The organism is Providencia sp. wls1916, from assembly GCF_009706585.1.
GTDB classification, from domain to species: domain Bacteria; phylum Pseudomonadota; class Gammaproteobacteria; order Enterobacterales; family Enterobacteriaceae; genus Providencia; species Providencia lanzhouensis.
The window spans coordinates 134,852-156,881 of record NZ_WLUL01000009.1 but is presented as its reverse complement, the minus strand read 5'-3'; the positions used below and the strand labels follow the sequence as shown (position 1 = coordinate 156,881).

General features: G+C 41.9%; 16 protein-coding genes. 6 read left to right on the top strand and 10 right to left on the bottom strand.

All coding sequences use genetic code 11. From position 1 onward, the window contains the following. Positions 1–359: 359 nt before the first annotated feature. Entirely contained in the window at positions 360–2,105 is a 1,746-nt protein-coding gene (locus tag GKR61_RS03945) for an ABC-F family ATP-binding cassette domain-containing protein (RefSeq protein ID WP_036948130.1), read from the top strand. A gap of 199 nt (positions 2,106–2,304) precedes the next feature. Here GKR61_RS03945 and GKR61_RS03940 read toward each other — a convergent pair whose 3' ends face one another. The 5 genes from GKR61_RS03940 to GKR61_RS03920 form a co-directional block, all read right to left on the bottom strand. Next, entirely contained in the window at positions 2,305–2,523 is a 219-nt protein-coding gene (locus GKR61_RS03940; RefSeq protein WP_036948133.1) for a hypothetical protein, read from the bottom strand. Between the two features lies 1 nt (position 2,524). After that, on the bottom strand, positions 2,525–3,064 hold the full coding sequence (locus GKR61_RS03935; RefSeq protein WP_230082446.1) for a PadR family transcriptional regulator: 540 nt from the start codon (positions 3,062–3,064) through the stop codon (positions 2,525–2,527). A gap of 306 nt (positions 3,065–3,370) precedes the next feature. Next, entirely contained in the window at positions 3,371–4,519 is a 1,149-nt protein-coding gene (gene tyrP / locus GKR61_RS03930) for a tyrosine transporter TyrP (protein ID WP_230083129.1), read from the bottom strand. A gap of 82 nt (positions 4,520–4,601) precedes the next feature. Further along, entirely contained in the window at positions 4,602–6,542 is a 1,941-nt protein-coding gene (locus GKR61_RS03925; protein ID WP_036948139.1) for a pyridoxal phosphate-dependent decarboxylase family protein, read from the bottom strand. A gap of 402 nt (positions 6,543–6,944) precedes the next feature. After that, a complete protein-coding gene (locus GKR61_RS03920; RefSeq protein WP_195848376.1) occupies positions 6,945–7,955 on the bottom strand; it encodes an NAD(P)H-quinone oxidoreductase in 1,011 nt (336 codons plus the stop codon). 342 nt (positions 7,956–8,297) lie between these two features. Here GKR61_RS03920 and GKR61_RS03915 point away from each other — a divergent pair, with 342 nt between their 5' ends. Both GKR61_RS03915 and uspE read left to right on the top strand, forming a co-directional pair. Further along, positions 8,298–9,053 carry an FNR family transcription factor gene (locus tag GKR61_RS03915; protein WP_154639559.1) on the top strand — a complete coding sequence of 252 codons (756 nt, stop codon included), beginning with the start codon at positions 8,298–8,300 and terminating at the stop codon, positions 9,051–9,053. A gap of 126 nt (positions 9,054–9,179) precedes the next feature. Next, positions 9,180–10,124, top strand: coding sequence for a universal stress protein UspE (gene uspE / locus GKR61_RS03910; protein WP_036948142.1), 945 nt, complete (start codon positions 9,180–9,182; stop codon positions 10,122–10,124). 186 nt (positions 10,125–10,310) lie between these two features. On the opposite strand, the gene pntB is transcribed toward uspE, so the two are convergent. Next, on the bottom strand, positions 10,311–11,699 hold the full coding sequence (gene pntB / locus GKR61_RS03905; protein WP_036948336.1) for a Re/Si-specific NAD(P)(+) transhydrogenase subunit beta: 1,389 nt from the start codon (positions 11,697–11,699) through the stop codon (positions 10,311–10,313). Between the two features lie 13 nt (positions 11,700–11,712). Next, a complete protein-coding gene (gene pntA / locus GKR61_RS03900; RefSeq protein WP_154599294.1) occupies positions 11,713–13,242 on the bottom strand; it encodes a Re/Si-specific NAD(P)(+) transhydrogenase subunit alpha in 1,530 nt (509 codons plus the stop codon). Positions 13,243–13,629: 387 nt separating this feature from the next. Between pntA and ydgH the strand changes: the two genes are divergently transcribed. Both ydgH and GKR61_RS03890 read left to right on the top strand, forming a co-directional pair. Then, positions 13,630–14,580 carry a DUF1471 family protein YdgH gene (ydgH, locus tag GKR61_RS03895; RefSeq protein ID WP_036948148.1) on the top strand — a complete coding sequence of 317 codons (951 nt, stop codon included), beginning with the start codon at positions 13,630–13,632 and terminating at the stop codon, positions 14,578–14,580. Between the two features lie 331 nt (positions 14,581–14,911). Then, the gene (locus GKR61_RS03890) at positions 14,912–16,303 is read left to right on the top strand and encodes an amino acid permease (RefSeq protein WP_036948151.1); all 1,392 of its coding nucleotides are present in this window, start codon (positions 14,912–14,914) and stop codon (positions 16,301–16,303) included. A gap of 394 nt (positions 16,304–16,697) precedes the next feature. On the opposite strand, the gene hrpA is transcribed toward GKR61_RS03890, so the two are convergent. Next, the gene (gene hrpA, locus GKR61_RS03885; protein ID WP_154599295.1) at positions 16,698–20,597 is read right to left on the bottom strand and encodes an ATP-dependent RNA helicase HrpA; all 3,900 of its coding nucleotides are present in this window, start codon (positions 20,595–20,597) and stop codon (positions 16,698–16,700) included. 222 nt (positions 20,598–20,819) lie between these two features. Between hrpA and GKR61_RS03880 the strand changes: the two genes are divergently transcribed. Further along, positions 20,820–21,419 carry an FMN-dependent NADH-azoreductase gene (locus GKR61_RS03880; RefSeq protein ID WP_036948157.1) on the top strand — a complete coding sequence of 200 codons (600 nt, stop codon included), beginning with the start codon at positions 20,820–20,822 and terminating at the stop codon, positions 21,417–21,419. A gap of 99 nt (positions 21,420–21,518) precedes the next feature. On the opposite strand, the gene GKR61_RS03875 is transcribed toward GKR61_RS03880, so the two are convergent. Then, on the bottom strand, positions 21,519–21,848 hold the full coding sequence (locus GKR61_RS03875; RefSeq protein WP_154599296.1) for a YdbL family protein: 330 nt from the start codon (positions 21,846–21,848) through the stop codon (positions 21,519–21,521). Continuing rightward, positions 21,845–22,030: a YnbE family lipoprotein gene (locus GKR61_RS03870; RefSeq protein WP_036948339.1), complete on the bottom strand. Its 186-nt coding sequence runs from the start codon at positions 22,028–22,030 to the stop codon at positions 21,845–21,847. The genes GKR61_RS03875 and GKR61_RS03870 overlap by 4 nt, the downstream gene beginning before the upstream one ends.

Sequence of the window (22,030 nt, the reverse complement as noted above, 5' to 3'; positions counted from 1 at the left end):
TAACGCTCAGCAGTTTTATTCATCAAAGCAACGCCATTATAAGAATGATTTATACCAATAATTCGTAACAACAGATAAACAGAATGAATGGGTCTATTGCTCTAAAATCCCCTTCTTTGCTATCATCCACCCCATTGTTCAACCGAAATATTGAAAATAAAAAAGGAGGCTAATCTTATGCTGTTGTGTGATCTTATTGAATACTCACACTTCTTTGGTAATCGCCAGAGCTCAGGCTTTCACAGTGTTACACTGCGATAACCCTGCCTGAGCAAAGCAGCTAAAGAGTCTTTTCTCAGCTTACTGGGTTGTCGTATCGACGATACCCGGCGTTTTTACGCCTAGAAATTGAGTAAGCTATGAGCACATTATTATCTGTAAAATCATTAAACTACGATACCTCCACCACCTCATTACTGTCTGATATCAGCTTCACTTTACTTCAAGGTGACCGTATTGGTTTGATTGGTCACAATGGTAGCGGCAAAAGTACCTTATTGAAGCTTTTGACCTCTCAGTTATCGCCAAATAGCGGGCAAATTACCTATTCCAATCATTGTGTGACTGCGTATATCGAGCAGCATCTTCCTGCGGAAGTCGCCCCATTAACCTTGATAGATGCGCTACTGCAAAAACTGCCCACGCAAGAACATGTTTCTGAACGTTGGCGAGCAGAAGTGTTATTAACGGAATTAGGGTTTGCACCTCATCAGTGGGAGCAATCGGCAAATGCCATTAGTGGCGGTCAACATACGCGTTTACTGTTAGGGCGTGCGTTAATCAGCCAGCCTGATTTATTGCTGTTAGATGAACCGAGTAACCATTTGGATTTACCTACCCTTATTTGGTTAGGGAATTTCCTTCAAAGTTGGAAAGGTAGCTTTGTGTTGGTTTCTCATGACCAATCTTTGTTGGATAAGGTGACAAACAGTACGTGGATTTTGCGAGATAAAACTCTGCATTTTTATCGGCTTCCATGCAGCCAAGCACGCCGAGCATTAGCAGAAACCGACCGCGCCGATGAGCATCGCTTTAACGCCGAGCAAAAGGAAATTGACCGTATTGCTTCAAGTGCCAAGCGGTTAGCGATTTGGGGCAAAGTTTATGACAATGAAGGGCTTGCTCGAAAAGCGAAGCAAATGGAAAAACAGATAGATCGTTTAAAAGAGGATCAAACAGACCTCACTGAAGGCTATCAATGGCAATTGTTACTGAATGGAAAAGCGATACCTGCGGATCGAGTACTTGAGTTAGATAATACACAAGTCACCACGCCGGATGGACAATTTCTGTTTTCAGTCCCCTTTTCGCAAGTGAAAAGCGGTGACCGAATTGCCATTATGGGTGCCAATGGCTGCGGAAAGTCCACGCTACTGCGTTTGATTTGGCAGCAATACCTTGCTGACCTGCGTTATGAAACACAGTTAAAGTTCCATCCAACGATTTCAGTAGGTTATTACGATCAGCAATTAACTCAGTTGAATGACCATGATAGTTTAATCGATGCATTGCGGCATTTTGCCCCTATCACCGATGAACAGCGAAAAATGGCGCTGATCAGTGCAGGATTTGCCTATTCTCGCCATCAGCAAAAAGTGGCAACGCTAAGTGGTGGTGAACGAGCGCGTTTGTTATTTATTGGGCTAAGTTTGGCGCAATATGCGCTAATTTTGCTGGATGAACCGACAAACCACCTTGATCTTGAAGGTAAGGAAGCGCTGAGTGAGCAAATTTCCCAATTCGAAGGGGCGCTGTTAGTCGTTAGTCATGATAAATGGTTAATTGAAAATAGTTGCCAGCGTTATTGGTATATTCATAATAATCGCTTGGAAGAGTATCTGGATCTGGAAGAAATTTACCAGAAGATAGAGAAACAATCCGCCTTCTCAGAGAACGAGTTGGAAGAGAGCCAAACCCGTTTAATTTCTGAAAATACACAAGGGGTCATGCCTCATTCTCATGAAGATGACCTACTTGAGCAGCTGTTGGAGCTGGAAGAAAAGTTAGCAGCAGATAAACAACGTAAAGTTGCGCATCAGAAGCCTCTTCTTCAGCAACAGTGGATTGAGGAAATGAAGCGAATTCAAACTTTGCTAGAGATCTAAAATAATAAAGCCCCTAGATGCCAACGTGCACTAGGGGCTTTTCATTGCTTCAATAACAAAACAATACCGTGATAAAATAATACCGTGACAAAATAATTATTAATAAAGTAACGCAAATCCTTATCGGTGAAATGGGGTCAATCACCCTATTTACTCTCATTTTATGAATAACTGTTTTGCCACCTGTGTTACATCTAACTTAATATTTCTGTTTTTTTGCTCGCTTAAAGTATGACATTGGCACACTAGGACAAACTACCTCTTTAAATTTAACCTTACTCTTCGGCACGGAATCTGCCTGTTCTTCTTTTGGCTCAGTTTGCTTATTTTCTTCCGGCTGCATCACTTGTTCTGGCTGCATGGTCTCTTTCATATGAATTTGCTCTTTAACTTGGATAATATGACGGGTTTTTGCCATGTTATTTTCCTTCTACTGCGTTCTTCTCTAAAACGGCATTATTTTCCGAGACTACGTTATTTTCAGAAACTAATAGCGCCTCATTCACTTGCTCAATTCGTTTTACGGCTTGGTTGATAATATCCACCACTTGAGCCGATTCTTGCTTTGATAACTGCTGTAATACAATTTTATGCCGGAGTAATGATTTGAATTTATCTACCGCTAACTCAATTTCATTGGCAAATTGGTTACCCGCTTTCAGCTCTTGCGCATAATTTAGCTTCATTTTAACTTCAGCCAGAATGTCCGCTTTCAAAAGTAAAAAGCAGCGGCCTTCCGGCGTGATAGCAAAGCATTTACGCCCTTTACCCGTTTCTTTACTGGTTGAAATAAAATTCAGTTCTTCCAGTAATGTCAGTGTCGGATAAATCACGCCAGGGCTTGGGCAATAAAATCCAGCAGTTTCCTCACTGATTTTTTTTATCAGTTCATAACCATAATTCGCGCCATCTACGAGTAAATGCAAAATATAAATACGCAGCTGTTTTGGATTAAACATGCGCCGAACACTTTTACCCCCACATAGACATGTATCGAGGGTTTTTGGATTGTCCATTTGGTCTCTCAGTAAATGTGCAAAAAATAAAAACCGATATATCTAATATCATAATCGGTTTTCTGAATAATGCCAGAATTAGATATATCTGTTTTTATCATTGTGTGCTAATGATAACTATTATCATTATGATAGCGAGAAAATTAGCGTCTTAGAGTACAAAAAGTGTTTTTAGTGATCCAAGTAAATGAAAAAAGCCAGTTCTGCGAGAGAACTGGCTTTCTAAATCAAAACAATAACTCGTTAGTGTTAGCCAATATCCGGCAGAACTTTGAAGACAATACCGAGCTGGATGCCGATAACTGCGATACCACACAGGAATACAATCACTAATGCTGGCTTACCACCAAGTACTTGGTATTTGCGAGGGTTAACATGGCGAGATTTCAGAGCCATCGCACTTGGCAGTAATAACGCTAAGATAGACAGCGCGATTGCCGCATAACCCAACGCCATCACGAAACCTTTCGGGTAAAACAATGCGAAAACAAGCGGAGGTAAAAAGGTAATCAGCCCGGTTTGGATACGCCCAGATGCATTATCTTGGCGCTTAAACAAGTCAGCTAAGAAGTCAAACAAGCCTAACGCAACCCCAAGGAATGATGTGGCTAATGCAAGGCTCATAAACATTTGCGCGACGAATTCAGTTTTACCTGACTGCGCAACTGTTTTAATGGCTTCCAATAGTCCATTTAACCCAGAATTCTCAGCTAAAATACCCACAAAGGTATTCGTGCCAATACTGCCCAGCGTAGCGATTTGCCATAAAATGTAAGCAACTAGCGGAATCGCACTTCCTAACACAAAGATAATTCGCAGTTTTTTGACATCACCGCCCATATATTTCACAACACTTGGCACACTTCCGTGGAAACCAAATGAGGTAAAGAAGACTGGGATAGCCGCGAGGATCAAAATTTTATCGGTTGGTGCTGATAGTAAATTTAACTGTTCCACATGCGGGAACATCATTGCCAGAATGATCACTAAAAAGACGATTTTCGCAGTAAACAAGATGCGGTTAATAAAATCGACGGATGAGGTACCAAAGCAAACAACCCCACCACCAATGATGGTAAAGACGACAATGCCCATCCAGTCTGCCATTTCAATGGCAAAACTACCTTTCAGATTGGAGGTAATGATTTGCCCTGCTCCCGTCACATAGGCGGCGGTTAAGGCATACATTAAAAACATCATACTAAAACCCGTGATGAACTTCCCACTCGAGCCTAAATAGCGCTGAGCAACGCTACCTATCCCTGTTTCATGGGATTCATGCTGGTAAACTTCCACCAGCAATAACGCGGTGTAGCACATTAGCGCCCACAGACCAAACAACATCACCAAACTGACTGAAAACCCATTACTTCCCGCTGCAATTGGCATTGCCAACATTCCAGCGCCGATCGTAGTACCTGCAACAATAAAAACACTACCAAGTGTGCGATTTTTCATATTGAGATCCTAACAAAATTAATTAAACACTAACTTTTTGAATGGAATGATTACGTTTATTTTCTTCATCAATGAGCTGTTGTAGTTTGTCTTCAAAGATGTTTCTTAATTCATTCCAGTAGTTATCGAAGTGCTGTTTATCACGCAGGCAATGGGTCATAATTGCGGCCCTTAATACATAAATTGAATGGACTTTGTGCCATTCCTCTTCCTTGAAATTCGCCTCTAGACACAGATTCTGAGGATTATCACCGTACTCTTCATGGGTTAGTGATGTTGACGACGTTAAAAAATCATTTGCATAAGTGCGTCCTGCTGCATAAGAGCAGAGTTCATACAAACGTTTATTTAACTGGTTTTGTTTCTCTAGTGAGGTGTTTCCCGTTTCCCTGAACATAAAGTTGATCATGTGGAAATCCGGTGCAGGCATCGCTGCCAATGTAAACTCACGCCCATCAATCACAAACGGCTCGCTGGCATTGATTTTTTCAATCATCCAATTGGCGGTTGTTACCCCAGCCGCAATGACTTTGCCATACCCCAATAAGTTCAGCGGAACTAACCGATGTGCAGCCCATACCGCCGCTGCCGTCGCACCAGCTTTTGAGCCTTCCATAATCGATGAACCCAGTAATACATTCTGTTGTTTATCGGTTTTACGACTACTTTCTTTCACTTCTTCAAACACATAGGCAGCATGATAGGAAATCAAATCGACAATGCGTTTGTCCTTCATACAAATCGCCCCAGCAGCATAAGGGATAAAACCGACTTTATGCGGATCGACTGTGATGGAGTCAGCTTGGTTTAAAGCTCGGAAACTCTGATAAACATCAGGCTTTGGCCAAACGATATCTGGCGGGAAAACACCTTCGTCATGGTAACGAGCAATAAGCGCATCATATTCAAGGAATTGGTTGTTTTCATCACGGAACATTGCGCAGGCATAACCTGCATACGCCGCATCAATATGCACATAGAATGAAACGCCAAAGCGTTGCTCACATTCCTCGCGTAATTTAATGACTTCAGCGACGTTATCAATAGCACCTGTTTCAGTGGTACCTACAACAGCGACCACTGCAAGAATAGGCTCGCCTTTTTCAATCAATGAGAAAACAATGTCACGCATTTGCGAAACATCCGTGCGATAACGTTTATCAACGGGAAGTTGAACAATGTTTTGCTGCCCTAACCCTAAGATATCCATCGCTTTCATCCACGAATAATGCTTGGATTGCGGCACTAACAATTTACCGAGTTTACCTTGTTCAACACCGGTGCCTCGGCAGGTCAGATTGCGAATTTCTTCAAACAACCCTTGCTTTTTCAACTCATCAATCAGATCCAATACATCACTGGTACGCATATTCAGTAACGCGTTTTCTGAAACATCCGTTAAGAGTTGTTTGGCTTGAGGGTGGGATGCCATGGCTAAAGGTAAGGTTTTAATGTTTCTCGCGACCCATAACCCTTCGTAGTTAGCTACTGTGCCACCCGAGGTAATGTGCCCCCAAGATTTTTGCACGTCATACCCAAACATACCGCATAAATCTAACCCCGCTTCGATTTCTAATACCGTCGTTGTCGGTGAAGATTCTTGTGCGCAGTTATTTGGGTTGTACATCATAGCCATGACATACGCGAGATTGGAGATCATCAAAGTATCCGCGTTCATATGCCCCATGTAACGCGGTGAAAACCAAGGCACTGACGTAGTTTTTAACTTTGAGGAAAGCTGATTAAGGATACCTTCGGTGCGATATAACGTATCCCGATATTCCGGTGCATATCTATCGACGGTAGTAATTAAATCGGGATCTTCAGGATGATAACCAGAACGCCAATGCATATGCTCAGTCACCGCATATTCCATCATTTCTCTGAAAAATACCGCATTTTCAGATTTAGGTCCGAGGAACAATGCATCTACGTTCATGCTTTTATTTTTAAAATTATTCATTATCACTACACCTTCAAACTACAGCTGGCTGGCACCAGCTGCATTAAGTTACTCAACTCATTATCATTGGAAAGTGCAATAACGGGGGGATGTCTGTGTCGAATGACAACTTGTTAATGATATGACTAGACTTATATCCTTAACCTATATTCAGTAGTAGACAAGCCGTTAATGAGCCAACTTGTCTATAGATATAATCCATCTTCATTAAAACATTAACAAACTCATCTTAATTTTGTTCGGATTTGTGGACAGGCACAAAAATTCAAAAATTAATCATCTGTAAAGAGATATTTACGCTCAAAAGACTTGATAATGTAAATTATTTGTTATAAATAACAAATAATACCCTACGTAATTATTATCTAATTATATAAAGATTAAAAAATAGTTAGGTCGTAGCTACCTGTTTACTAAAATAATTTTACCAATCAAATCCCCTGACTCCATATGGTGATGTGCACGTTCCACCTGACACAATGTATATATTTTGTTAATTATTGGTTTTATCTTACCATTCTGTAACATTCCCCAAACTTGCTGATGCAGCTCTTTTGCGATTTGCGCTTTCTCTTCATTGCTTCGAGAGCGCATTGTCGATCCAGTGTGGGTTAAACGTTTTACCATCATTGGCATCATGTTCAGCTGAGTTGGGTTTCCTTTCATCATGCCAATTTGGATAATCCGTCCAAATTTTGCGGCTACTACGTAATTTTTACTGACATAGTCTCCACCAATAATATCGACGACCATATTCACACCATGATGATTTGTATACTCCTGAGTCACTTTAACAAAATCGTCTGTTCGGTAATTAATCACACAATCCGCACCAAGTGATTTCGCCGCTATCGCTTTATCTTCTGAGCCAACCGTCGTTATCACCGTGGCACCAAAGGCTTTTGCTAACATGATGGCGACACTACCAATACCCGAGGTACCACCATGAATAAGTACTGTTTCCCCTTTTTTCAACTGCCCAATCTGGAACATATTCGCCCAAACAGTAAAAAGGTTTTCTGGGATAGCAGCCCCTTCTTCAAAGGATAAATTTCCTAATGGCAAAGCAATATCCTGATGCACTAAGCAGTACTCTGCGTAACCACCACCTGCTACAAGTGCACAAATTCGGTCGCCTATCGCCCACGTTGTTACATCATCAGCTTTAGCCACAACTGTACCTGATACCTCAAGTCCCATGATTGGTGAAGCATCTGGCGGTGGTGGGTATGAGCCTTTGCGTTGGAAAATGTCAGGACGGTTAACACCTGAGGCTTCCACTTTAACGATTAAATGACCAGGAAGGAGTTTAGGGAGCGGAATTTCTATTAGCTGCAGTTCATCCGAAACGCTTGGATCAATAATGTCGACAGCTGTCATTAATGGGGGCAACGACATCAAATTGTTATTCATTATGACCTCTTTTTATAAGTTAATAGGAAAAAATGATATTTTTCTGTTTATTCTTGTGTTAATTTAATGCTAATAAATGACGTAAAATAAAACGTGTTTTTATTAAGTTTTTTGTTCCTCTTTTTATATATTAAATTTATGTATTTAATATATGTCAAATCATGAAATTGCGAATATCCCGTAAATTAGCATGATCTGCTGAATCTATTAGATTGGTAAATTTAGCATTCTTTGCTTTTTTATTTAATAACTCGTTTCTGTCTTATATAGCCCTTACCTGATCAATTATCTTATGCTAAAATTGACTCATATCAATAATTTTAACCTGATTGAGCATTTAATATGATCCCAGAAAAAAGAGTTGTTCGTCGCATCCAGTCTGGTGGTTGTGCTATTCATTGCCAGGATTGCAGTATTAGTCAGCTGTGTATTCCTTTTACTCTGAATGAACACGAACTGGATCAACTCGATAATATTATCGAACGTAAAAAACCTATTCAAAAAGGCCAAGCTTTATTTAAAGCCGGCGATGAATTACGTTCTTTATACGCTATTCGCTCTGGCACAATTAAAAGCTACACCATTACTGAAGAAGGCGATGAGCAAATTACCGGTTTCCACTTAGCGGGCGACCTCGTTGGTTTTGATACCATTATTCATACACAGCACCCAAGTTTTGCTCAAGCGCTAGAAACTTCAATGGTTTGTGAAATTCCATTTGAAACGCTGGACGATTTATCTGGCAAAATGCCTAACCTGCGCCAGCAAATTATGCGCCTGATGAGCGGTGAAATTAAAGGGGACCAAGAAATGATCCTCTTATTATCTAAGAAAAATGCGGAAGAGCGTTTAGCTGCATTTATTCTTAACCTATCTCATCGTTTTGCTGAGCGTGGTTTCTCACCAAGAGAATTCAGACTCACCATGACTCGTGGCGATATTGGTAATTACCTTGGCTTAACCGTTGAGACAATTAGCCGTCTGTTAGGCCGCTTCCAAAAAAGCGGTATGCTCAGCGTTAAAGGTAAATATATTACCATCGACGATATGGCGAAACTGACTGATATCGCTGGTAAAGTATCCCCTGTTTCTTGCTAGTATTCCTATAAACGGGTCACAAACTTTGTGATCCGTTGTTACTTTTTAATCACATTTCTTGCGTATTTATCCCCAATAACATAGTTTAGAGAGATGGAACTATCCGTTTATTGAGAGGATGTCAGCATGGCTAACTATAAAAATCTTTTAGTAGCAATCGACCCAAATCAGGATGATCAACCGGCATTAAGGCGTGCAGTTTATATCGTGCAGCGTAATGGCGGACGGATAAAAGCCTTCCTGCCTATCTACGACCTATCTTATGACATGACCACCCTGCTTTCTCCTGAAGAACGCAATGCGATGCGCAAAGGGGTGATCAGCCAAAAAGCTGCTTGGATCAAACAGCAAGCCCATTTTTATTTAGAAGCGGGTATTGAGATAGAAATTAAAGTCATTTGGCACAACAAGCCTTATGAAGCCATCATTCAGGAAGTGATCAGCGGTCAACATGACCTTCTACTGAAAATGGCGCATCAAACTGACAACTTAGAGTCCATCATTTTTACCCCGCTAGACTGGCATTTATTAAGAAAATGCCCGTGTCCTGTTTGGATGGTAAAAGATAAAGTTTGGCCAGATCACGGTTCTGTTGTGGTTGCAGTGAATCTTTCTAATGAAGAATCTTACCATGATGACCTAAATATCAAATTGGTTGAGAAAACCCAAGATCTCGCGCGACGGGTTATTAAAGAGCAGGAAATTCATTTAGTTAGCGCTTACCCGATTGCGCCAATGAACATTGCCATTGAGCTGCCTGATTTTGACCCAAGCTTGTATAACAATGCCCTACGCGGTCAGCATCTGATAGCCATGAAAAGCCTGCGGCAGAAATTTGCGATTGATGAGAAATACACCCATGTTCGTGAAGGGTTACCTGAAAAAATCATTCCTGACATGTGTGAAGAGTTACACGCAGGTGTCGTGGTACTCGGTATATTAGGTCGTACTGGGCTTTCAGCTGCATTCTTAGGTAATACTGCTGAACATGTTATTGATAAGCTAAAATGCGATTTATTAGCGATTAAACCTGATGGTTTTGTCTGCCCTATTAGTGCCGCAGATGATTAGTTAAACTGGCAGTAACAATCAAATTTAGAGGCTCATAAATGGAAATATTTATGAGCTTTTTCTATTATCTTTTTAATGACCATTCTTAATTACTCATGATTCGATTAATAATAAAAAACAAAATATTCAGATATAAAAACGCCCTGAATTCAGGGCGTTTTATTTTATATTGTCAATGATAAGCAATTACAGCGCTTTTAAAATTGCATCCACGCTTGCTTTCGCATCACCAAATAACATTTGAGTATTTTCTTTAAAGAACAGTGGGTTTTGTACCCCTGCATACCCTGTATTCATTGAGCGCTTAAACACAACGACATTATTTGCTTTCCAAACTTCTAACACAGGCATACCCGCAATTGGGCTGTTTGGATCTTCTTGTGCCGCTGGGTTCACGGTATCATTCGCGCCGATAACCAGCACCGTATCTGTTTCGGCGAAATCATCATTGATTTCATCCATTTCTAATACGATGTCATAAGGAACTTTCGCTTCCGCTAACAGTACGTTCATGTGCCCCGGTAAGCGCCCTGCAACTGGGTGAATACCGAAACGAACATTGATACCACGTTCACGCAGTTTTGCCGTAATATCATGCACCGGATACTGCGCCTGAGCTACCGCCAGACCATAGCCCGGAGTGATGATCACTGAAGTGGAGTTTTTCAACATTTCAGCCACTTCTTCCGCTGTCGTTTCGCGGTATTCGCCCATCTCTTCTTCAGAACCTGTTGATGAACCATCAGTACCAAACCCGCCAGCAATAACACTGATAAACGAACGGTTCATTGCTTTACACATGATATAAGAAAGGATAGCACCCGATGAACCAACTAAGGCCCCTGTCACGATAAGTAAGTCATTACTGAGCATGAAGCCTGCCGCTGCCGCTGCCCATCCTGAATATGAGTTCAGCATGGAAACAACCACTGGCATATCTGCACCACCGATAGAGGCAACTAAATGCCAACCGAAGGCTAATGCAATCGCGGTCATGATCAACATGACAAACACTTGTAAGCCAACGCTGTCAGTTTTAACGAAAATAACCAGCAAAATAAATGAAACGACTAAGGCTGCAAGGTTAAGCTTATGGCGATTTGGTAGCATCATCGGCTTCGATGACATTTTTCCTGACAGTTTGCCATAAGCCACAATTGAGCCTGTAAACGTGACCGCACCGATGAAAATGCCCAAGAAAACTTCCGTTAAATGAATATTTTCCATCACGCTACTGGCATGACCTTCACTTGCAATAAAGCTGTTGAAGCCCACAAGTACCGCTGCCAAACCCACAAAGCTGTGCAAAATAGCAACCAGCTCAGGCATTTCGGTCATTTCAACTTTTTTGGCTAAACGAATACCAATTACGGCACCGATCACCATTGCCACAATCATCCAACCCACATTCGCGCTATGAGGTCCTAAGATGGTTGCAATCAGGGCAATCCCCATACCGATAATGCCGTATGTGTTCCCTCGTTGAGAACTTTCATGGCGAGATAGCCCCGCAAGGCTGAAAATAAATAGGATAGCAGCAACGATGTAGGCTGCTGTCACAACTCCACTTGACAACATAAGTTACTCCTTATCCCTTACGAAACATTTTTAACATACGTTGAGTTACTGTGAACCCACCGAAAATATTGATGCTTGCGATCAAGATCGCAATAAAGGATAAGAAACTTACCCAGCCACCGCTGCCAATTTGCAGCAATGCACCAACAACAATAATCCCTGAGATGGCGTTAGTGACCGACATCAACGGGGTATGCAGCGCATGGGTGACGTTCCACACCACGTAGTATCCCACCACACAAGCCAGCGCAAAGACGGTAAAGTGCGATAAAAACTCGGCTGGAGCTGAGTTGGCGAACCATCCAAACAAGATGATAGCCAGTGCCATCAGCGCCATTTTGGTTACCGGTGACATCTTTTTCTCTGGCGCTTTCACCTTTTCAACGGCTTTCGGCTTCGCTTGTGGCTGAGCTGAAACTTGAATTGGCGGTGCTGGCCAGGTGATTTCGCCTTGCTTGATAACCGTAACGCCGCGAATGACTAAATCATCAAAATCAATCGTGATTTCGCCATCTTTTTCTTTGCATAACAGCTTCATCAAGTTAACAAGGTTAGTACCATATAGCTGAGATGATTGCGTTGGTAAACGGCTTGGTAAATCGGTGTAACCGATGATTTTGACACCATTATCGGTGACAACCAATTTATCCGCTTGAGTCAGCTCACAGTTACCGCCCGTTTGTGCAGCAAGATCAACCACCACACTGCCTGGCTTCATTGATTCAACCATCTCTTTGGTGATCAATTTTGGCGCAGGTTTACCCGGAATAAGCGCTGTCGTTACAATGATATCCACGTCTTTTGCTTGTGCAGCAAATAGCGCCATTTCTGCCTTAATAAAGGCTTCAGACATCACTTTCGCGTAACCATCTCCACTCCCCGCATCCTCTTTAAAATCTAATTCGAGGAACTCAGCACCCATACTTTGAACTTGCTCTTTCACTTCAGGGCGAGTATCAAATGCGCGAACAATTGCGCCTAAGCTACCTGCTGCACCTATCGCAGCCAGGCCCGCCACACCCGCACCGATGATCATCACTTTTGCTGGCGGTACTTTACCAGCAGCAGTAATTTGTCCGGTGAAGAAGCGTCCAAACTCATGAGCTGCTTCCACAATCGCGCGGTAACCGGCGATATTTGCCATTGAGCTCAATGCATCAAGCGATTGCGCCCTAGAGATACGCGGCACTGCATCCATTGCCATTACGTTGATATTACGGGCTTTTAATGCCTCCATTAACTCAGGGTTCTGCGCCGGCCAAATAAAGCTGACTAAAGTCGCCCCTTCTTTTAATAAAGGAATTTCGTCCGACAATGGTGCATTCACTTTAAACACAATATCCGCAGAAAATGCGCTCTCACGAGAGACAATTTCTGCACCAGCTTGCTCATAAGCTGCATCATCAAAACTTGCTAAATGTCCCGCATTTTGCTCAACACACACCGAAAAACCCAATTTTAACAATTGGGTGACTGTTGATGGTGTAGCGGCAACACGCGCTTCATTGGCAAGTCGTTCTCTTGGTATACCAATTCGCATAATATTCCCTTTTTAAAGCTCGAAGTAATCTATGTTGTAGGTTATTCGCCAAAAAAATGACTGCCTTATCAAAAGGAAAAGTCCTATTTTGTCGTTGAACAGATGTAAAATGTTCTAATAACCTACTGAAATTAGCCTTATTGATCCATAATTGATCACGATTCTAAGACAGTAAATGGAATTCACCGTGGAAATCTTAGTTTTAGGTCAATAAAATACTGGATACTTTAAAAAAACTGGTAAATTTGACTAGTCAATCATTATTTGTGTCTTATAAAAATAAAATAGTGCGACAACATGGGCAGTTACGTGTAATAATCACCGCCATGTGTTACAACTATTATTCAGCATGTTTATAATAAATTGCGCAAGGCGGAAGGATTTTGTATGAAGCTGAAAACTACGGTCATCGCAGCCGCGGTGCTATCATTAACTAGTATAACCGCTACACAGGCGGCTGTTGAATTAACGCCAAAACAGGCTACCGAATTACAACCTTATGAGCGTATAACCGTCACTGGGCGTTTTAATGCTATCTATGAAGCATCCGATGCAGTTTCCCGTAGGGCTGATAAGATGGGGGCTTATGCCTTTTACATTCAAAGCCTTGATGATATAGGTGACAGTGGCAACATGCGTGTTGTTGCTGATGTGTACGCAAAAGATGCATCAAAACGTGAAGAATCTGCTCGCCGAGTTTTCGGTGGTGTTGAAGAAATGTCTAAAGCGGACGCAAAAGTGTATCAGCCTTTTGATGCCGTCACTGTAAGTGGTTTCTACCCATCTGAACCGGACTTATACGAAGCAATCGCGAAAAAAGCCAAAGAAAAAGATGCAGCCTCATTTTATGTGGTTCGCAACGTAGCCATGAATGACGGTGGTAACACTTTAGCAACCGCATATATCTATAAGAAAGATGCACCTAAGCGCCAAATTCAAAAAGAAGAAGCAGTTGTTCCTGCTGATTCAGAGGCGGGTCGTGCGTTATTAGCGCAGGGTGGTGAAGCTGCTGATAAAGTTCTGATCCCTGGCGTTGCAAGCTCAGAAGAACCAACCGAAGCTGTTGGTCGTTTCTTCGAAACGTCCTCAAGCCAGCCGGGTCGTACTAGCGTGACATTACCAAGTGGTTATGTCATTGAAGAAGTGAACAAAACAGCAGCAGCCATGATGGTTCCATTTGATTCCATTACTTTCTCCGGTTATTACACTAATACCCCAGAAGTTCGTTATCAAATCGCCAAACGTGCAGAAGCTAAAGGTGCAAAATACTACCATATCACTCGTGAATGGCAGTCGAATGGTGGCAGCGTCACCATCAGTGCAGACCTGTTCAAATAGTCGATAGCTCTACTTTATTATGAAAGCCAGCTTAAATATTAAGCTGGCTTTTTTTGTTTGCATTGCCCTACTTCCTGATACCTATTCCTGAACAGCTCAAATTAGCACTTTATAAAATGTGAGCCTATTTACCATAAATAGCGAAAGTGAATAAAACATCTTGTTCTATGCATATTTTCCCATTGCATCTGGCGCATTTCATTCGTAGAATCCACACTCTAATTTAGCAGGTGATCCAACTGGATTTAAAAGCTGTGACAGTGAATCCATTTATAGCATTGCTATCTTAACGTGATTTTAACTTTTGATTGCACAACAACCAGGATATACATTGAAAAATACATTAAGCCTTACTGCACTCACCGCGCTAGTTCTTAGCTCAATGGTTGGTGCTGGTGTATTTAGCCTTCCTCAGAATATGGCTGAAGTGGCAAGCCCATTAGCATTAATCATCGGCTGGTCCATCACGGGCGTAGGGATCTTATTTCTTGCATTCTCTCTTTTACTCCTTTCCAGAATTCGTCCTGACCTGGATGGCGGAATATTTACTTATGCAAAAGTAGGATTTGGTGAGTTTATTGGCTTTTGTTCTGCATGGGGCTATTGGTTGTGTGCTGTTGTCGCCAACGTTTCCTATTTAGTGATTGTCTTTGCTGCGATCAGCTTCTTCACCGATACACCGGATAACATTGTGTTTGGCGATGGTAATACTTGGCAAGCTCTAATCGGTGAATCTATCTTACTGTGGGTTGTGCATTACTTAGTTCTTCGCGGTGTGCAAACTGCGGCGGGGATCAACAAACTCGCCACGATGGCGAAATTAGTCCCTCTTGGGTTATTTATCGTACTCGCATTCTTTGCCTTCAAGCTCGATATTTTTGATGCCGATTTTAGCGGTATTGACCTTGGCATTCCCGTTTGGGAACAAGTAAAAGACACCATGCTGATCACTCTGTGGGTCTTTATTGGTATTGAAGGGGCGGTCGTCGTCTCCGCTCGGGCGAAAAACCGCCGAGATGTCGGTCTAGCTACCATTTTTGCGGTAAGCTCCGCATTAATTATCTATATTCTTGTCACTCTACTATCTCTTGGGATCATGCCTCGTGCCGATCTGGCTGAGATTAAAAACCCGTCGATGGCGACTTTAATGGTCTCTTTAATTGGCTCTAGCGGTGACATCATTATTGCCGCAGGTTTGATTATCTCTGTTTGTGGCGCGTATTTGAGCTGGACAATTATGGCCGCTGAAGTTCCGTATATTGCCGCACAATACCAATCATTCCCTAAAATTTTCAATAAATTAAATAAGAATGATGCACCATCTTCCTCGTTATGGTTCACCAACGGTGCAGTTCAACTATCATTAGTGCTAATTTGGTTAAGTGGCAGTAACTACAATACTCTGCTGACTATCGCTTCAGAGATGATTTTGGTTCCTTACTTTTTAGTCGGTGCCTTTTTAGTCAAAGTTGCTTATCAACGTCATAGCAAAGCCCTGCTCGCGGTTGGTTTTGTTGCTGCTGTCTATGGATTATGGCTGTTGTACGCATCTGGATTGATTAACTTAATGCTCTCTGTAGTGCTGTATGCGCCGGGGATCATTATTTTTCTGTATGCCCGTTCACAGCAAACAGCAAAAGCCCCACTGAAGTTAATAGAGAAAATCTTAGCATTTGGAATTGCAATAGCCTCAGTGCCAGCGTTATATTCCCTATTAGCTTAATCCCGCTCTTTAGTCGCGAGCTAAATTTAACGTATTGAATTTAGCTCGCTTTGTATTATCTTCTTTTCCCCTGACCAACCTCCTCGCTTTTTACAATTATCATCCTTTTGGTGATGTAGTTTTTGAATGACTATTCACTAATACAGAAATTCAAAAAACGATAAGCCCCAAACCACGCTAGCAAGGCAAATATATTGCAGACAACTCAGTTGTTAATGTAGGAATGGTAAAAATCATTAGTATGTTGTAACTAAAATGAGATTGGGTAGTAAAGCTTATCCGTAATTAATAATTTCACAATAAAAAATGCGCGAGCGGTACCGTTACCACATCGCACATTTTTATCTTATTAAACAATAAATTATCCCAGCCTAACGCTATCATTGACCCCTAGCTATAGTTGCTGCGTTAAACTTTCCATGGTTTGAATGATCCGTTTATCCGATATCGGGTATGGCGTTCCAAGCTGTTGAGCGAATAAACTCACTCGTAACTCTTCAATCATCCAGCGAACTTCCTGTACTTCCGGTAACTGCTTTTGTAGTGGCGTTAGTTTACTCATCCACTGCTGCCACATGGTTTGTACGTGTTCAACTTTGCTCATCTGAGCACGGTCACGATTTGGATCGATGGCTAACTTTTCCAATCGACGTTCAATTCCGTTTAAGTAACGCAAAATATCCGGTAATCGCTTCCAGCCCTGCTCTGTCACAAACCCTTTAAATACCAATCCTGACATTTGAGCTTTGAGATCAGACAATGCGAGCGCCATCGAAAAATCAACGCGGCCTTTCAACCGTTTATTGATAGCAAATACAGCCGTTAAGATTTGCTCAACTTGCTTGGCGATATTCACAACCACATCGTTCAATTCCGCTCTCGCATACTCTTTCAATGATTCGAACTGCTCTTCAGTCCATACCGCGCCGCCATAAGTTGCAATCAGCTGATCAATACCGCACGCGATACAGTCATCAATTAGCTCAAGCACTTTACCGTAAGGGTTAAAATAGAGCCCCAATTTGGATTTATTCGGCAGCTTTTCATGCAAATATTTGATTGGCGATGGAATATTCAAGAGTAATAATCGCCGAATTCCGCCCCACATTGCTTGCTGTTGTTCAAATTCGGTTTCAAAAACACGGATCCCCACACTGTTCTTTTCATCCACTAACGCTGGATAGGCTTTAACTGAATATCCTCCGCGTTTTTGTTCATAACGTTGTGGCAACTCTCCGAAACTCCAAATATGCAAGCCACTTTGTTCAATACCATCATCCACAACCTCGGACAGTGTTTCTTGCACTTTTTCCTTAAGGCTATCTTTTAAGACATCCAGATCTTGCCCTTCCGCGACAGTTTTATTTTTGTCATTCACCACTCGGTAGGTCATTTTTAAATGTACTGGAAGTTGGTCTAACTGCCAAGCTTCACGCTCGACCGTAACCCCCGTCATTCGGCGCAGTTCACGTTCTAGTTTATCTAACACGCTGCCTTCTGGGGTCGAAACTCGCTCCAAAAATGCAGATGCATAGTTTGGTGCAGGCACAAAATTACGACGGATAGGTTTAGGCAATGATTTGATTAACGCAACGATTAATTCATGGCGCAGACCCGGTACTTGCCAGTCAAAGCCCACATTTTGCACCTGATTCAAAATAGCTAATGGGATATGAACGGTGACTCCATCGGCATCAGTGCCTGGTTCAAACTGGTAGCTTAAACGGAATTTAAGATCGCCTTGATGCCAATAATTCGGGTAATCAAGCGCCGATACATTTCCTGCATCTTCTTTGATCAGCATATTTTTTTCGAAACTGAGCAAATCCGGTTGCTGTTTTGATACAGTCTTCCACCATTTATCAAAATGGCGAGAGGAAATCACATCATTCGGGATACGCTGGTCATAAAATGCAAATAGCGTTTCGTCATCCACTAAAATGTCACGGCGACGTGATTTGTGTTCCAGATCTTCTACTTCTGATAACAGTTTTAGGTTAGCTCTAAAGAACGCGTGACGGGTATTCCAGTCACCTTCCACCAGTGCATGACGAATAAAGAGTTCGCGGCATAATAATGGATCAATAGAGCCATAATTGACTTGGCGTGAAGCAACAATCGGTAACCCGTATAAAGTCACTTTTTCCGATGCTGTGACAGCACCTTCTGATTTTGACCAATGGGGTTCGCTATAGTGGTGTTTCACTAAATGCTCAGCTAGAGGTTCAATCCATTCAGGATCAATCGAAGCCGCAATCCGCCCCCACAACTTTGATGTTTCAACCAGTTCAGCAACCATCGTCCACTTCGGTGGTTTTTTGAATAAACCAGAACCTGGGAAAATAGTAAATCGCGCATTTCGCGCTCCCGTAAACTCGTGTTTTTCAGCGTCTTTCTGGCCGATATGTGAGAGCAACCCTGCCAATAGCGAGACATGAATACTGCGAAAATCTGCTGGAGCACTGTTGATAGCAAACCCTTGTTCTTTCACGACTTGACGCAACTGCGTGTAGAGATCTTGCCACTCGCGAATTCGCAAATAATTAAGGAAATCCTGACGGCACATTTTTCTAAATTGTGCGTTAGATAATTCTTCTTGCTGCTGTTTTAAATAATCCCACAGATTTAAAAATGCCAGAAAATCCGATTGCTTATCATGGAAACGTCGATGTTTTTCATCAGAAGCTTGCTGTTTATCAAGCGGTCTTTCGCGGGGATCTTGAATCGATAATGCCGAAACGATCACCATTGTTTCGCGTACCGCGCCATACTTTCTGGCTTCAATCACCATTCGCGCTAAACGCGGGTCAACGGGGAGCTGTGCTAGCTGGCGTCCGATATCGGTTAATCGATAACCTTTATCTGCATCTTTGTGAGGTTGGATCCCACCAAGCTCTTCCAGTAATTTGACACCATCTTGAATATTACGCTTATCCGGTGCTTCAACGAATGGAAATGCCGCAATATCCCCAAGTCCGATTGAGGTCATCTGTAAAATGACCGACGCCAGGTTGGTTCTTAGGATTTCAGGATCGGTGAACTCCGGTCGAGATAAGAAATCCTCTTCAGAATACAAGCGGATACAGATACCGTCCGAAACACGGCCACATCGCCCTTTACGCTGATTGGCAGAGGCTTGTGAAATCGCTTCGACCGGTAAGCGTTGTACCTTGGTGCGATAACTATAACGGCTGATACGTGCATAACCCGTATCAATCACATACTTGATCCCCGGAACCGTCAGTGAGGTTTCTGCCACGTTCGTTGCGAGAATAATTCGGCGACCACCATGAGGATGGAAAATTCGGTTTTGCTCACTGTTAGATAACCGTGCAAATAGCGGTAAGACTTCCGTATGGCGCAGCTGTAGTTTGGATAGTGCATCAGCGGTGTCACGAATTTCTCGCTCACCACTCATAAAAATCAGAATATCGCCGGCACTTTCACGCCCTAGCTCATTAACTGCATCGATAATACCGTCAATTTGGTCGCGTTCGCTGTCATTATCGTCCCCCATAATTGGGCGATAACGCACTTCAACTGGGTATGTTCGCCCTGAAACTTCAACAATTGGCGCATGACCGAAGTGTCGAGAGAATCGCTCTGGATCAATCGTCGCTGATGTAATAATGACTTTTAAATCAGGGCGCTTAGGCAATAATTGACGTAAATAACCTAAAATAAAATCAATATTTAAACTGCGCTCATGGGCTTCATCGATAATAATTGTGTCATATTGCAATAGCAATTTATCATTCTGCAATTCCGCCAGTAAAATACCATCCGTCATTAATTTAACTTGGGTGGTATCGCTCACTTGGTCACTAAAGCGGACTTTATAACCGACATTTGTACCTAGCTCACACTCTAACTCTTGTGCAAGTCGCGAAGCCACTGAGCGAGCCGCTAATCTTCTTGGCTGAGTATGACCAATAAAGCCCTTCACGCCACGGCCCAGCTCCAAGCAAATTTTAGGGATCTGCGTGGTTTTACCTGACCCCGTTTCACCAGCAATGATCACCACTTGATGCTGATTAATCGCATCAAAAATAGCTTGTTTTCTTTGGCTAACTGGTAAGTTTTCAGGGTAAACAATTTTCGGCATATTCAGACGTTTTTTCTCAACCTTCTGTTTTGCCTTTTCAATATCCCCTTTGATGACTTCGATAACTGCCATACGAGATTTTTGATCTTGTATTTTTGAGATGCCGTGAAGGCGTTTCTTCAGTTGCCATTGATCACGCAGTGATGTTTGTTCAATGTCAGCATGTAATGCTGATAGAATGGAATCCATTCTTAAATCCTTATTTTTCAATTCATTATAACGCCACTCATCAACCTATAATCATGTGGTGGCTAAAGATAATATTTAGGTTTATTTTATGATTTTAGTTATTTCATACAAATACCATCAGTTTTTTTGAAGTATGACTTCTAAATTTCTTCCTATTAATCTGCCACATACCGAGTATCATCATTATCTGATGAGATAGACACATGAGTTTCGAGGAAAATAATGAGTAAAGTACTACTATTGAAATCAAGCATTTTGGCAGATTATTCACACAGCAATAAAATGGCTGATTATTTTGTACAACAGTGGCAAGAAAAAAATCCCGATGATGAATTTATAGTTCGAGATTTAGTTAACCAGCCGATCCCTGCGATTGATGGCGAAATTTTAGCAGCTTTTGCACCTACTGACACTAAAACTGAGCAGCAACAAGCACATTTAAACCTATCAAATCAACTCATTGATGAGATTAAACAAAGCGATGTTTTAGTGATCACCGCACCGATGTACAATTTTTCAGTGCCTTCTCAGCTGAAACATTACTTTGATTTTATCGCTCGATCTGGTCATACCTTTAAATATACCGAACAAGGTGCTGTGGGGCTATTAACCAATAAGCGTGCATATGTTCTGACTAGCCGAGGCGGGATTTATAAAGATACACCAACGGATATCATGGTGCCTTACATCACCCTATTTTTGAATTTCATTGGCATTAAAAACATTGAGTTTGTTTTCGCGGAAGGCACCTCGTTAGGCGCTGAATCAGCAGAGAAAGCGCAATCACATGCGAAAAACCATATTGATTCACTGATTGCTTAACAGTATGCCTCGTTAAATAACGCTTTACTGCTGGTTCTTAATTTAGCATCGAAAATAATGCGCACTTATTTCATCTAAAATTAAAAATAGTGCGCATTTTTATTTTTTCAGCATCCATTGCCCATTAATACCGCGTACATATTCTCCCGCGGGTGCACGTTCAACCAATTTTTGCCCTGCCATTCTTGCGACATCGTTGGTTTTAAGCCCATTTTTATCTGCAATTTCTGTATATCGGTTTTTTCTTTCAGTATTGATATGTTCAACCAATTGCTTTGCATCTGCACTACTTTGGTCAATTACCGCCAAATATCCTGATAAGGTTTCCCCTATCAGACCGTGAGTTTTACCTTCTTCCACAGTCAGAGCAAATGCAGAAAATATGCTTAATGTGGAACATAACGTGACGACTTTAAACCAGTTCATCATTTTGCAGGTACCTCACCGAATAGATCGCTGTTTTCTTTCAATAACTCTTCGACTTGTCGGTCAGCTTTAATTTGGATTTCATGTTCAATCTTAACATTCATATTGATGTTAATTGGCTTATCTGGCGTAGCGACTTCTACGCGTAAACATGCCGTTAATAGCGATGCCATTGCCATCATCAT

Coding starts and splice junctions, on each gene's coding strand:
- tyrP (WP_230083129.1), bottom strand. CDS start 4,519: ATGTTGGCAATGCCAATTGCAGCGGGAAGTAATGGGTTTTCAGTCAGT.
- GKR61_RS03880 (WP_036948157.1), top strand. CDS start 20,820: ATGAGTAAAGTACTACTATTGAAATCAAGCATTTTGGCAGATTATTCA.
- GKR61_RS03940 (WP_036948133.1), bottom strand. CDS start 2,523: ATGGCAAAAACCCGTCATATTATCCAAGTTAAAGAGCAAATTCATATG.
- pntA (WP_154599294.1), bottom strand. CDS start 13,242: ATGCGAATTGGTATACCAAGAGAACGACTTGCCAATGAAGCGCGTGTT.
- GKR61_RS03915 (WP_154639559.1), top strand. CDS start 8,298: ATGATCCCAGAAAAAAGAGTTGTTCGTCGCATCCAGTCTGGTGGTTGT.
- ydgH (WP_036948148.1), top strand. CDS start 13,630: ATGAAGCTGAAAACTACGGTCATCGCAGCCGCGGTGCTATCATTAACT.
- hrpA (WP_154599295.1), bottom strand. CDS start 20,597: ATGGATTCCATTCTATCAGCATTACATGCTGACATTGAACAAACATCA.
- GKR61_RS03925 (WP_036948139.1), bottom strand. CDS start 6,542: ATGAATAATTTTAAAAATAAAAGCATGAACGTAGATGCATTGTTCCTC.
- GKR61_RS03935 (WP_230082446.1), bottom strand. CDS start 3,064: ATGTTTAATCCAAAACAGCTGCGTATTTATATTTTGCATTTACTCGTA.
- GKR61_RS03945 (WP_036948130.1), top strand. CDS start 360: ATGAGCACATTATTATCTGTAAAATCATTAAACTACGATACCTCCACC.
- GKR61_RS03920 (WP_195848376.1), bottom strand. CDS start 7,955: ATGAATAACAATTTGATGTCGTTGCCCCCATTAATGACAGCTGTCGAC.
- uspE (WP_036948142.1), top strand. CDS start 9,180: ATGGCTAACTATAAAAATCTTTTAGTAGCAATCGACCCAAATCAGGAT.
- GKR61_RS03870 (WP_036948339.1), bottom strand. CDS start 22,030: ATGATGATGGCAATGGCATCGCTATTAACGGCATGTTTACGCGTAGAA.
- GKR61_RS03875 (WP_154599296.1), bottom strand. CDS start 21,848: ATGATGAACTGGTTTAAAGTCGTCACGTTATGTTCCACATTAAGCATA.